The sequence below is a fragment of the Bacillus sp. (in: firmicutes) genome (assembly GCA_017656295.1).
Lineage (GTDB): Bacteria > Bacillota > Bacilli > Bacillales > JACDOC01 > JACDOC01.
In genome coordinates this window covers 54,629-67,872 of sequence record JACDOC010000008.1, presented here as the reverse complement: position 1 = coordinate 67,872, position 13,244 = coordinate 54,629, and the positions used below count along the sequence as shown (strand labels likewise).

At 39.1% G+C, this 13,244-nt stretch carries 9 protein-coding genes and 1 other annotated feature; of the genes, 1 reads left to right on the top strand and 8 read right to left on the bottom strand.

Annotated features, from left to right (window positions below):
- Positions 1 to 8: 8 nt before the first annotated feature.
- Positions 9 to 1,280: a histidine--tRNA ligase gene (locus H0Z31_08905; GenBank protein MBO8177560.1), complete on the bottom strand. Its 1,272-nt coding sequence runs from the start codon at positions 1,278 to 1,280 to the stop codon at positions 9 to 11.
- A 60-nt stretch (positions 1,281 to 1,340) separates the two neighbouring features.
- Positions 1,341 to 1,573 (bottom strand) — a binding site (T-box leader).
- Positions 1,574 to 1,630: 57 nt separating this feature from the next.
- Positions 1,631 to 1,807: a hypothetical protein gene (locus tag H0Z31_08900; protein MBO8177559.1), complete on the bottom strand. Its 177-nt coding sequence runs from the start codon at positions 1,805 to 1,807 to the stop codon at positions 1,631 to 1,633.
- A gap of 156 nt (positions 1,808 to 1,963) precedes the next feature.
- Between H0Z31_08900 and H0Z31_08895 the strand changes: the two genes are divergently transcribed.
- Positions 1,964 to 3,718 (top strand): SH3 domain-containing protein, encoded by a 1,755-nt coding sequence (locus H0Z31_08895; protein ID MBO8177558.1) that lies wholly within the window; start codon positions 1,964 to 1,966, stop codon positions 3,716 to 3,718.
- A gap of 133 nt (positions 3,719 to 3,851) precedes the next feature.
- Here H0Z31_08895 and H0Z31_08890 read toward each other — a convergent pair whose 3' ends face one another.
- From H0Z31_08890 to secDF, 6 genes are all read right to left on the bottom strand, one after another.
- Complete coding sequence (locus tag H0Z31_08890; protein ID MBO8177557.1) at positions 3,852 to 4,292, bottom strand: D-tyrosyl-tRNA(Tyr) deacylase; 441 nt, start codon at positions 4,290 to 4,292, stop codon at positions 3,852 to 3,854.
- An 11-nt stretch (positions 4,293 to 4,303) separates the two neighbouring features.
- Positions 4,304 to 6,499 carry a bifunctional (p)ppGpp synthetase/guanosine-3',5'-bis(diphosphate) 3'-pyrophosphohydrolase gene (locus H0Z31_08885; protein ID MBO8177556.1) on the bottom strand — a complete coding sequence of 732 codons (2,196 nt, stop codon included), beginning with the start codon at positions 6,497 to 6,499 and terminating at the stop codon, positions 4,304 to 4,306.
- Positions 6,500 to 6,662: 163 nt separating this feature from the next.
- Positions 6,663 to 7,178, bottom strand: coding sequence for an adenine phosphoribosyltransferase (locus H0Z31_08880; GenBank protein MBO8177555.1), 516 nt, complete (start codon positions 7,176 to 7,178; stop codon positions 6,663 to 6,665).
- Positions 7,169 to 9,532: a single-stranded-DNA-specific exonuclease RecJ gene (recJ, locus tag H0Z31_08875; GenBank protein ID MBO8177554.1), complete on the bottom strand. Its 2,364-nt coding sequence runs from the start codon at positions 9,530 to 9,532 to the stop codon at positions 7,169 to 7,171. The genes H0Z31_08880 and recJ overlap by 10 nt, the downstream gene beginning before the upstream one ends.
- Before the next feature lie 194 nt (positions 9,533 to 9,726).
- The gene (locus tag H0Z31_08870; GenBank protein ID MBO8177553.1) at positions 9,727 to 10,623 is read right to left on the bottom strand and encodes a cation transporter; all 897 of its coding nucleotides are present in this window, start codon (positions 10,621 to 10,623) and stop codon (positions 9,727 to 9,729) included.
- Between the two features lie 282 nt (positions 10,624 to 10,905).
- The gene (gene secDF, locus H0Z31_08865) at positions 10,906 to 13,173 is read right to left on the bottom strand and encodes a protein translocase subunit SecDF (GenBank protein ID MBO8177552.1); all 2,268 of its coding nucleotides are present in this window, start codon (positions 13,171 to 13,173) and stop codon (positions 10,906 to 10,908) included.
- Positions 13,174 to 13,244: the final 71 nt, after the last annotated feature.

Here is a 13,244-nt window from a genome sequence, read left to right as displayed (position 1 = left end):
TCCCTCCATTATGACGTTCGTTGTTTGATATATGGGATTAATTGTGATAATGACACTTCTTCTTGTTCACCTGTAGCCATCTGTTTCACGTTAATCACTTCTTTTTCTAGTTCATCTTCTCCTAGAATAGCAACAAATTGGGCTTTCATCCGGTCAGCGGCTTTAAATTGCGCTTTCATTTTACGATCCATGTAATCCTTTTCAGCACTTATTCCTTCTGCGCGTAAATCAGATAACAGTTTTACGGCATAATCTTTTGCTTTATCACCTAACGTAACGATATAGCAATCGATGGTTTCCTCTACAGGTAGCTCAATCCCTTCGGCCTCTAAAGCTGCGAGAAGACGTTCAATACTGAGTGCAAAACCGATGCCTGGAGTTTCCGGTCCTCCAATTTCTTCGACTAGCCCATTATAGCGACCGCCACCACATAAAGTGGTAATCGCACCGAATCCTTCGGCGTTACTCATAATTTCAAACGCAGTATGATTGTAATAATCTAATCCACGTACGAGTGTTGAGTCGACCGTAAACGGAATATTCAGCAAAGTTAAGTACTCTTGCACTTTATCAAAGTATCGTTTCGATTCTTCGTTTAAGTAGTCTAAAATCGATGGAGCCGTTGCCATGAGTTCGTGATCACGGTCCTTTTTACAGTCCAAAATTCGCAAAGGATTTTTTTCTAAACGCTTTTGGCAATCGGAACAAAATTCACCGATTCGAGGCTGAAAATGATTAATTAACGCTTCTCTATGAGCTAAACGGCTTTCTTTGTCTCCCAAGCTATTAATTACTAATTGAATATTTTTTAATCCAAGTGACTCATATAGCTTCATCGCTAAAGAAATGACTTCCGCATCAATGGCTGGATCTTGACTTCCTAATGCTTCAACCCCAAATTGAACGAATTGGCGATATCGCCCAGCTTGTGGCCGCTCATAGCGAAACATTGGGCCCATATAAAAAAGTTTGATAGGCTGGTTCGGATCGCCATACATTTTATTTTCTATGTACGAACGAACAACAGCTGCTGTTCCTTCTGGTCGTAACGTTAATGAACGTCCTCCTCGATCTTCAAACGTATACATTTCCTTTTGGACGATATCAGTCGTATCACCCACTCCACGAAGAAATAACTCCGTTTGTTCAAAAATCGGTGTTCGAATTTCTTTGTATTGATAGTTGTTACATAATGCACGTGCTTTTTGTTCGATATACTGCCATTTTTCGACTTGTCCTGGCAAAATATCTTGCGTTCCACGTGGAATTTGAATGGACATCGTTCATCCTCCTTTGATACAAAATTCGCTAAAATAAAAAAACTCCCACCCCTTGTGTAAACAAGGGACGAGAGAGAATTTCCCGTGGTGCCACCCTAGTTGAAGTATAAGTTACTTCCACTCGAACAGTTAACGCCTGTTTACGTTCTCTCCTAATAATGTATAAAACACGTTCAGAGAGAAACCTACGGAGTGTTCTTTCGTTAAGACCGTTTGTAGAAATGCTTTCAGCCTATGGCATTTCCTCTCTGCACAACTGCATCTTAACTACTTTTCTCCATCATTGGTTTTAGCCGTTTTTGTTTATTTTATGATACGGACGCTACTTCAGATTGTCAAGTTATTTTTCGTTACGACCGACCGATTTTTCGTTTTAACGACTTAACTTCGCGAAATGATAATCCAAACTCAGAGGCTAGTTCCCAGATGGTAGACTGTTTTTCTTTTTCAATAAAATGGTGGAAATCAAGACCAAACAATTGATTTTGCCCATTTAAAGTGTTTTGACTTTTACCGCTTGTCCGCATTGGCTGTCCTCTCCTTCTTAAATAAACTCTTTTTATTACTCTTTCCAAAAAAGGAGTTTTTTATTTTTTCAAGAAGTATTACAAAGAAAAAAATGGATTTACATTATATATTTTCCTATTACAATAAAGAGGGAAACTTAGAAAGGCGGTGTATTGATGCAACAATTTGTAAAACTAATTATCATCCTTGTACTCATTTTTCCCACGTTTTCATTCAGGCACGTTGAAGCAAACCAACAAATCACCATTAACGTAGACCTGCTCAACGTCCGGCAAGGCCCCGGTCTTGCTTACCCTGTTATTTCCCAAGTGAGCAAAAATGAAACCTACTCTGTTCTTCAAAAGCAAGGAGATTGGTACGAAATTGAATGGGCAAAAAATAAAAGAGGATGGGTAGCAGGCTGGCTTGTGAAATTAAACCAGACGTCATCCAATCCATCATCGTCTAAAGGGTCAGTTACTGTTAATGGATTGCGTATTCGTAGTGGACCTAGTACGAACCATGCCATTGTCGGTCATTTATATAAAGGGAATGTTGTTACCATTTTATCCCAGTCCCATGACTGGTACCAAGTTCGCTATCAATCGATGGAAGGCTGGATTCATAGTGATTACTTAAAACTAGCAACAACTACAAAAAATGAAGATCAATCAAACACACAAACAAAAAGAGAAGGAATCATCACAGTTAATCGGTTAAATATTCGATCTGGTCCAGCACCAACCTATTCCGTCATCGGTCAAGCCAATAAAGGGGATAAAGTAACCATTGTCAATGAACAGAGCGGTTGGTATGAAATTTTATTCGGCAAGAAAACCGCATGGGTAAGTGGTACATATGTGGAATTAAGTAAAGGTGCTCAAAAAAATTCTAACGAAAATGAGCAGAACTCAACGTCATCTGCTCCACCTTCTACTCACTCAAAATTAAAAGGGACGATTACCGCTACGTCTTTAAATGTCCGAACCGAAGGATCTTTAAATGGAAAAATTATCGGTTCAGTAAAAAAAGGACAAACGTTTTCAATCCTAGATGAGAAAAATCAGTGGTATAAAATTGAGTTTCAACCAAACCAATTTGGATGGGTTGCTGGTTGGTTTGTCCAAACATCTATGGAAAAAGATAAAGCGGGGATTTCAACGGAAGGAACGGTTAAAATATTGTATAACGGCACGAACATTCGAAAAGAGGCAACGGTCCAATCTCCTGTCGTAGCTAGGGCCAATGCTGGTGAAACGTTCCCAATTATTCAACAAGTAGGGGATTGGTTTCACATTCTACTACCTGACGGAAAAAAAGCATATGTCGCAGGTTGGATTGTAAGTACTGAAGGGAAAGAAAACACCACTTCAAATCCAGCGACTAAGAGAAATCCTCTTCAGAATCAGACGATTGTCATCGATCCTGGTCATGGAGGGCGAGATAGTGGAGCAGTTGGATTTAATGGAACGCTTGAAAAAACATTAACCCTTCAAACGGCGGAACTACTGTACGAAAAATTAAAACTATCCGGAGCAACTGTTATCTTAACACGTAAAAATGATTCGTACATCTCATTAAACTCTCGGGTAGCAACGTCCCATCTGAATGATGCAGACGCATTTATAAGCATTCATTATGATAGTATTAATAACTTAAGTGTTAGTGGCTTTACAACGTATTATTATCATTCCTATCAGAAACGATTAGCTCAATCGATTCATTCGAAAATTGCATCCTATGTCCACTTAAAGGACCGTGGTGTAAAAAAAGGAAACTATCACGTTATACGTGAAAATAAAAAGCCGGGTGCTTTGTTAGAATTAGGCTATATAAGTAATCCAACAGAGGAATTAACAGTAAGAGCTTCTTGGTATCAAGATCAAGTTACCTCTGCGATTTATGAGGGATTAGTGAACTATTTTCAATAAAGAAAAGGGACAGATCCTTTGCTTTTTGAAAGCAAGAAGGTCTGTCCCTTTCTCATTTACGATAACTTCGGCTATCATCGATATCGCCTATTAATAAGTAAATTCTATATCATGCAGATTTTGCTCAATCTCTTTAGCGACTTTCTAAAATAAGTGTCACCGGACCATCATTGGTTAATTGAACTTCCATCATCGCCCCGAACACGCCTGTTTCTACATGAACCCCTAACTCTTTTAGCATGTCGTTAAACCGTTCATATAAAGGTTTCGCTACATCCGGCTTAGCGGCTTCCATAAAATTCGGTCGTCGCCCTTTTCGGCAATCCCCATACAACGTAAATTGAGAAACAGACAAGATTTGTCCACCAACATCAAGTAGCGACTTATTTAATTTCCCATTTTCATCTTCAAATACGCGAAGATGAACGATTTTTTCGGCTAAATATTTCGCATCTTCTTCCGTATCGTCATGTGTGATGCCAACAAGGAGCACAAAACCACATTTGATTTGTCCAACAATTTCTCCGTCTACTTTTACATGTGCTTCTTTACTCCGTTGCAAAACTACTCTCATTGTTCGACTCCTTAATTCATAATTCTTCTTACCGCATAAATATCAGGAATTTGTTTAATTCGCTCTACAACTTTATGCAAATGGCTCACGTTATGAATGGCAATAGTCATAATAATTGTTGCCATTTTATTGCGATCCGAGCGACCTGTAACAGCAGAAATATTCGTTTTTGTTTCGTTGACGGCTTGCAATACTTCGTTTAGCAATCCGCGTCGATCGAAACCAGAAATTTCAATATCCACATTGTATTCTTTCCGGTTTGCGGCACCGGTTTCCCATTCGACTGGTATTAACCGTTGTTGAGCGACTTCCGTTAACATGTTTGGACAATCGGTCCTGTGAACCGATACTCCCCGACCTTTTGTAATGAATCCGACGATTTCATCTCCTGGTACTGGATTACAACATCTCGATAATCGGATTAATAAATTATCGATCCCTTTTACTCGAACCCCTGTATCTCTCTTTTTTGAGGAAGAAGGGAACGTTTTTAATTCAGTCACTTTATCTGTTAGAGAAACTTCTTCTTGTTCTTTTTTCTTCCGTAATTTCTCCGTCAAACGATTAGCAATTTGGGCAGCAGTAATCCCGTTATAACCGACTGCTGCGTACATATCCTCTTCATTTGAGAAATTAAATTTTTCAGCCACTCGTTTGACATTCTCTTGAGTGAGGACATCTTTCACATCAAAATCCATATTTCGGATTTCTTTTTCCACTAACTCGCGACCTTTTTCAATGTTTTCTTCTTTTCGTTGTTTCTTGAAAAACTGCTTAATTTTATTTTTCGCCTGGGATGTTTGCGCAAGCTTCAACCAGTCTTGACTAGGCCCATACGAGTGTTTGGAAGTTAAAATTTCGACGATATCCCCTGTTTTTAATCGATAATCAAGAGGAACCATCTTTCCATTTACTTTCGCACCAATTGTTTTATTCCCGATTTCTGAATGAATCCGATAAGCAAAATCAATGGGAACCGACCCTGAAGGAAGTTCAATCACATCTCCTTTTGGCGTAAACACAAACACCATGTCGGAGAACAAGTCAATTTTTAATGACTCCATAAATTCTTCTGCATTAGCAGTTTCATTTTGGAACTCTAAAATTTCGCGGAACCACGTCAATTTTTTCTCAAACGAAGCTCGGTCATCGACTCGTTTTCCTTCTTTATACGCCCAGTGGGCAGCCACCCCGTACTCAGCTACACGGTGCATGTCAAAAGTTCGAATTTGAACTTCTAATGGTTCCCCTTTTGGTCCGATAACCGTCGTATGAAGCGATTGATACATATTAGGCTTCGGCATAGCAATATAATCTTTAAAGCGACCTGGCATCGGTTTCCAACACGTGTGAATTATGCCGAGGACAGCATAGCAGTCTTTTATACTATCCACGATAATACGTACCGCTAATAAATCATAAATTTCGTTAAATTGTTTATTTTGAAGAGCCATTTTCCGATAAATGCTATAAATGTGCTTCGGTCGACCTGAAATTTCTGCTTTGATGGACACTTCGTTTAGTCGTTGACGCATTTCGGCTATGACTTCTTCTAAATATTGCTCTCGTTCCGCACGTTTTTTCTTCATTAAATTAACAATACGATAATATTGTTGCGGATTTAAATAACGAAGCGATGTATCTTCTAATTCCCACTTTATTTTTGAGATTCCTAGACGATGAGCGAGCGGAGCAAAAATTTCTAACGTTTCGTTCGAAATTCTCCGCTGTTTTTCGTTCGGTAAATGTTTTAACGTTCGCATATTATGAAGGCGATCGGCTAGCTTAATTAAAATGACTCGAATATCTTGAGCCATGGCGACAAACATTTTCCGATGGTTTTCTGCCTGTTGTTCTTCATGGGATTTATATTTTATTTTTCCAAGCTTCGTTACCCCATCAACAAGCATCGCTACTTCTTCGTTAAATTCTTCCTTCAGCTGTTCTAATGTGACGTCTGTATCTTCGACTACATCGTGTAAGAAACCAGCTGCGACAGTCGCTGGATCCATTTGTAAATCAGCCAATATTCCTGCTACTTGAACGGGATGAATAATGTAAGGTTCTCCAGATTTTCGGTATTGATCTTTATGAGCCTCATATGCAAATTGATATGCTTTTTTTACCATTTGCACATGTTCATCATTCAAATATTCCTTTGTTCGATTTATGACCTGTTCGGCGGTTAAAACTTGATCGTTCGCCATGTAATCACCTTTTTTGAATGGTATCCAACCTAATCTCTCGAAAATATTATGATTGTTACTATTATCGAAAAAAAATAGGAAGATGTAAAGTGGTTAAGCCTTTTGTCTTATAAATTTCTAGTGAAATTAAAGAAATATCGGGGGACTCACCCCCGATATTTCTTTAATCGTATTGCATTAAAGTAAGAATATCGTATCCTTCTAATTTTTTGCGTCCTTCTAAATATTTTAATTCAATTAAAAAGGCGATTCCAGCAACAATTCCACCTAGCTGTTCGACTAGTTTAATCGTTGCTTCAATCGTTCCCCCAGTTGCTAATAAGTCGTCAGTAATTAATACACGTTGGCCAGGTTTAATCGCATCTTTATGAATTGTAAGTACGTCTTTTCCGTATTCAAGACCATAATCAACTTTAATGGTTTCACGCGGTAATTTCCCTTCTTTGCGGACAGGGGCAAAGCCGACTCCTAATGCATACGCTACTGGGCAGCCAATAATAAACCCACGTGCTTCTGGTCCTACAACAATATCAACTTGTTTTTCACGGGCGTATTCTACGATTTGATCTGTTGCATATTTAAAGGCATCGCCTTTATCCATTAATGTAGTAATATCTTTAAATTTTATTCCTGGCTTTGGCCAATCAGGTACAATGGTTACATATTGCTTTAAATCCATGCTTCGATTTCCTCCTCATTTTTCACCGACGATTCAATACGTTTGTCAAACCATCGCTTCAAATCTCGGTAAGATGAATAAAGTAAATCTTGTTCTAATTGAAACATTGTTAGCAATTGTTGATACGTTTTAGATTCTGATAAATCCCTTTTTACTTTAATAGGATTTAATGAAATAAATCCATCCTTTATTGTAACAAAATCGAGTTCAAAAAACACCTGTGACATGAAATCAATTGTTTCTTTTGACCAACCACGATATTTGGCTAATTCATCTCCATACCTTTTTAAGTCGAACCCACCTTTTTTCGCTAAAAACGCATAATACCACTTAAAATGCTCTCGTGTAGGTATAGTTCGAAAATATTGGGAATCTTTTTGGAAAAAATGGGCGTATATCCGATGAGGGGATTTCCCCTGAAGTAAAGCCTCTAACACGGTAGGAGACGTCGGTAAGTCGAATAAAACTACAGCTTTTCCTGTAATGTTCATCCTCTTCGCATCTTCTTCTGTTAAGATTACCTTTATATTGAGGTCTGAGTATTTGGAAGTAAAAGTCGACGATTCTTCACGAAATAGGATAACTACATGTTCATCGGCTGGTATTTTTGGTTTCCATTGATCCATGTTGATTCCACGGACATCAAACAATTGCCACTCGTTGACGCATAAATCATGCAACATCATTTGTGGTTTCCGAATTTGATTCCATTCGTTAATGGACAATTCCCCGATGACAGAAACTTTTGCTAACGGTGATATATGATCCGCCAATTCTCCAAAACCAAAACCAACACCATCTAATGTATGTTGATTATAAGAAAGAACGACTTTTAAATGGGATTGATCGGCCCCAATTTTTCGGATCGTATCAAGTGAAACATCTTTAATTAAAACTTTCGGCTTCGGGTTTTCGATACCAAATGGGGCTAGTAATAAGAGCTCTTCAATCGTTTGGAGGGAAACGGAATCTAAACGAATTTCAGCGTCAACCTCCGTTAATGGGATAAAGTCTTTTTCTGTCAACTGTTCTTTCGCCAACTCATTTAAACGCATTCGAAGCTTGTCCACATCTTCAATCGCCAAAGTCATTCCAGCTGCCATCGGGTGTCCCCCGAAATGAGGGAGAAGATCTCGACAGGCAGACAAGTTTTGAAACAAATCAAAACCGATAATACTTCGGGCCGATCCCTTCGCTAAGTTTGTTTCCCGATCGTAGCTGAGGACAATGACTGGGCGATAAAATTTTTCTACTAATCGAGAAGCAACAATACCAATAACTCCCGCATTCCAATTTTCTTTTCCGATCACTAACACATCGTTTTCTTCTGGTGGAAACATTTCTTCCACCATTTGAACTGCTTCCTTTGTTATTTCATTGACAATACCTTGACGTTCTTTATTTAATTCATCGATTACTTTAGCCTGTTCATATGCGATATTATCATCAGTACATAATAAAAGTTCGACAGCAATATTGGCATGATCGAGACGACCTGCCGCATTAATGCGAGGACCAATGACGAAACCGATCGTTTCTTCATCCAAAGACGATTGATTGACTTTAGCCACTTTCAATAATGCTTGTATACCAGGGCGAGTCGATAGCTTCAGACGCTTAATTCCTTCTTTGGCAATGGAACGATTTTCTCCATGTAAGGGAACTAAATCAGCAATCGTCCCGATGACAGCAATGTCAAGTAAGTGTGTAGGAACTTCTCCATACAACGCATGCGCTAATTTAAAAGCAACTCCTACACCAGCCAAATCGGAAAAGGGGTACGGGCAGTTAGGAATTTTCGGGTGGATGATAGCCAAAGCATCTGGAAGAACAGGCCCCGGTTCGTGATGATCCGTTAAGATCACATCCATTCCAAGCTCATTAGCTAGCCGAATTTCGTTAACAGCTGCAATGCCGGTGTCTACGGTAATAATTAATTTAACACCTTGTTCAGCGGCCAGACGAAAAGCTTGTTCATTTGGACCGTATCCCTCAGTGAATCGGTCGGGAATATAATATTCCACATTGGCACCTAAATCCCGTAAAACCGTCATCATTATGACCGTACTACTGACACCATCCGCATCATAGTCCCCATAAACGAGTATTTTTTCTTGCAGATGTATAGCTTGTTGAATACGTTCAACAGCTTTTTTCATATCGGGGAACAAAAAAGGGTCGTGAAAGGACTCCCCTTCGTCAAATAAAAAGCGCCGTGCTTCGTCACGGTCGGTAATTCCTCTATTCAAAAGTAAGGATGCTAATATTTCCGATATATTTAATTCGTTCGCCAATTTTTTGGCAGTACTTTCGTTAGAATGCCGAACAATCCAACGGGTTTTTGACTTTAACATACGTTCACCCCTCAGCCTATCTTATTATACAGGAGTGATTACGTTGTTTCAATGAAATGTCGTACGTTCAACTATTAAGCCATCGTTTGTTTATCATGCTAGGAACTATCTTCTTTCTGAAAGTACGAAAAAAAGCGTAGTGTTCATCGACTACGCTTTCTCAATAATGAACGATTTACCTATTAGCATCCCTCTTAGTCATCAGGATTAAACGGGTTAATATGTACTAAGACATCATGGACATGAGGGACTTTTAGCAATTCCTTTTTAACTTTCTTCCCAACGCGATGCCCTTCTTCTACGGTCATATTTGGATCAACCGATATTTTCAAATCAATAATGACATAGTGACCATGTTCACGAGCATGCAGTTCATCCACTTTTTTTACTTCAGGAACGGATGCAGCAATTCTTCGCAACTCCATTGCTTCTTCTTCATGAAGGACGTGATCCATCGTGTTATGAATGGAATCGTATCCAAGCTTCCACGCCATTTTCATAATAAAAATAGCTACAACAACTCCTGCTACCGGATCCGCATATACAAGCCATTCGATATGAAAGTATCCCCCTAGCATGGATAAGGAAATACCAATCAAGGCAGCTAACGAAGATAGCACGTCAGAACGATGTTCGTATGCGTTCACAATTAACGCATCACTATTAAGCATTTTTCCTAAACGATATTTATATTGAAACATTCCTTCTTTGACTAAAATGGAAACTATAACGACGACGATTGCAATAGTTGTCGGCGCTTCCAACGGGTGAAAAAACAATTCAATGGACGAAATACCAATTTCGATACCGACAAGGAATAATAGAACGGCTACAATAATCGCCGCAATCGATTCTGCTTTTCCATGTCCGTATGGATGATCTTCATCAGGAGGTTGCTTAGCTGCTTTTAGTCCAATCCATACAGCTAATGAACCAGCTACATCCGAAGCGGAATGGATCGCGTCAGCCATCAATGCTTTACTATTACCGTACCAACCAGCCAGCCATTTTAACACAGCTAGGACGATATTGCCGATAACGCCAATCATGGCTGCCTGCTCTGCTTTTTTGAAACGCTCTTCTGTTGACACTTTTTAGACTCCTTTCCATTCCCACTTCCTCACCTGTAGTGTACCCGATTTGACGAGAAATGCCTATGTTCTTTTCCAAAGAAAATAAATATAGGAATCTTCTTCGCTCAGATAAAGTAAAACTCCTATCAGTAGGGGGCTTAATCCCCCACTGATGGTTAGTTCAACTTATCGGACCTTTACGGGCAGTTGATCCCCATCCAATCTTCTTTTGTTTCATTGTGGGATCTTAATCCCGTTAAGGTGGGATAAAAATAAAATCGGGGCCATCCCCCGATTTTGTTATACTTGTGGTTCATCTGTCCATGTACGCTTTTCTTTGTACGTTTTAATTGTCCCTTTTTTCTTTAGTTCTTTACTTTTTAAAACATACCAGAGTTGGGCAGCAATAAATAGGGACGAATACGTACCTGAAATTAAACCTACGAGTAATGCAATAGAGAAGTTTTGAATTGAATTACTTCCAAATAACAGTAAAGCAATTACTGTTAGGATAACTGTTAACACCGTATTAATGGAACGAGACATCGTTTGTCGCAAGCTGCGATTCACCACTTCAGCAATATCCTCGTTCGATTTAAAGCGTTTTTTACGACGCATATTTTCGCGAATTCGGTCAAACGTAACGATCGTATCGTTAATGGAATAGCCGACGATGGTTAACACGGCAGCAATGAATGGGACATCTACCTCTAAACGCGTTAAGCTGAAGAATGCGATAATAAAGAAAGCATCGTGTAATAGCGCCACAATAGCGGCTAAGGCCATCGACCACTCAAATCGAAGCGTGACATAGAGAATAATACCAATGGAGGCGATGGCTAATGCTTTAAGTGCGTTTTTCGCTAACTCTTTACCAACGATTGGAGAAACGGTACTTACATTTGGTTCGATACCGTATTTGTCCTTAAAATGTGATTTTATTTTACTTATTTCATCTTTTTGCAATACCGTTTTGTAACGAACGACGGCGGTTTCGTTTTGGTCTCCATATAAAATGATATTATCAGAGGCAAAACCAACCTCCTCTAGTTCTTTTGACACTTCTTCCATCGTTAATGGGGAATCACTTGTTAATTCGACTCGTGATCCGCTTGCAAAATCAATTCCTAAATTTAAACGGAAAATTCCTATCACAGCGATTCCTGCTGCAATGAGCAAGGAAGAAATAATAAAGAACATTTTACGCTTCGCCACAAAGTCGAACCGGTCAAATTTGGTTGGTAAATCAAGTGTATCCATGTTCTCCGCTAAGTCGTGAATATCGGAGCGTTTCACGCCAAACCAATGTGGCTTGTCCTTTAAGAAACGGCTCTTTACCCATAATCCTAATAAGAAACGTGAACCGAAAACAGCTGTTAAAAAGCTTGTTAAAATACTGACAATGAGCATCGTCGCAAACCCTTTAACAGAGCTCGTTCCATAAATGAAAAGAACAATACCAGCTAAAATGGTGGTCACATTCGCATCCAAAATCGTCATAAATGACTGTTTGTTACCAGCTTCAAATGCTGAACGAATCGGTTTTCCAACTTTAATTTCTTCACGAATTCGCTCATACGTAATGATGTTGGCGTCAACAGCCATTCCGACCCCTAAAATAAGAGCTGCAATTCCAGGAAGGGTTAACACCGCATTCATCCAATCGAATATTAACAAAATTAAATAAATGTATATGGACAATGTGATTGTAGCGATAACTCCAGGAAAACGATAATAAAAAATCATAAATAAATACACTGCTAAAATACCGATTATACCGGCAAATACCGTTGTCTCAAGCGCTTTTTCACCAAATTTTGCACCAACGGAAGTGGAGTAAATTTCTTTTAGTTCTACAGGAAGTGCACCTGCATTTAAAATCGCTGCAAGGTTTTGCGCTTCTTCTACTGTAAAGCTCCCTTGAATGGTAACTTCTGTTGTGTTAAACGTTTGCTCAACAAACGGTGCGGAAACGAATTTCGGATTGGCTTTTCCTTCTTCTTCGCGGAACGAGTCAACCCCTTCTTTAAAATCCATCCAAATAACAAGACGATTGTCTGGATATGGCATGCTTGAAATTTTTTGTGTGACTTCTTTAAACTTATTAGCATCTTTTAATTGAACAACGACGTTAGGTTGACCGGTTTCCGTGAACGATTGTTTCGCTCCACCTTCTTTTAAATCGGAACCGTCTAACATCAAGTTATCATTTACATCACGAAACGTTAAATTAGCTTGGGTAGCTAACAATTCTCTCGCTTCGTTTTGATCTTCCACACCCGCAAGCTGGATTCGAATCCGATTATCACCTTCTGGTTCGATAATCGGTTCGCTTACACCAAGTACATTAATCCGTTTATCTAACGTTTGAATGGTATTTGTAATGGTATCTTTATCAATTTTTTGCCCCTCTTTTATTGGGTAGACTTCGTAAAGAACTTCAAATCCACCTTGCAAATCTAGGCCTAGTTTCATATTGTTCAAGATGTTGGACGTTGTCATTCCCATTCCGCTTGCTAATAAAAGAAGAATGAGAAAGAACGCCACAATGCGACTTCGTTTTACCATTATGCTAAGTTCCTCCTTAGTTATGTACCACAACAAGCTGCCTAATTTTCCATTTACATTATGGAGTAGAT

Excerpts from the sequence above, each read along its gene's own strand:
- H0Z31_08895 (MBO8177558.1), top strand. The coding sequence starts at position 1,964 with ATGCAACAATTTGTAAAACTAATTATCATCCTTGTACTCATTTTTCCC.
- recJ (MBO8177554.1), bottom strand. The coding sequence starts at position 9,532 with ATGTTAAAGTCAAAAACCCGTTGGATTGTTCGGCATTCTAACGAAAGT.
- H0Z31_08880 (MBO8177555.1), bottom strand. The coding sequence starts at position 7,178 with ATGGATTTAAAGCAATATGTAACCATTGTACCTGATTGGCCAAAGCCA.
- H0Z31_08905 (MBO8177560.1), bottom strand. The coding sequence starts at position 1,280 with ATGTCCATTCAAATTCCACGTGGAACGCAAGATATTTTGCCAGGACAA.
- H0Z31_08890 (MBO8177557.1), bottom strand. The coding sequence starts at position 4,292 with ATGAGAGTAGTTTTGCAACGGAGTAAAGAAGCACATGTAAAAGTAGAC.
- H0Z31_08885 (MBO8177556.1), bottom strand. The coding sequence starts at position 6,499 with ATGGCGAACGATCAAGTTTTAACCGCCGAACAGGTCATAAATCGAACA.
- secDF (MBO8177552.1), bottom strand. The coding sequence starts at position 13,173 with ATGGTAAAACGAAGTCGCATTGTGGCGTTCTTTCTCATTCTTCTTTTA.
- H0Z31_08900 (MBO8177559.1), bottom strand. The coding sequence starts at position 1,807 with ATGCGGACAAGCGGTAAAAGTCAAAACACTTTAAATGGGCAAAATCAA.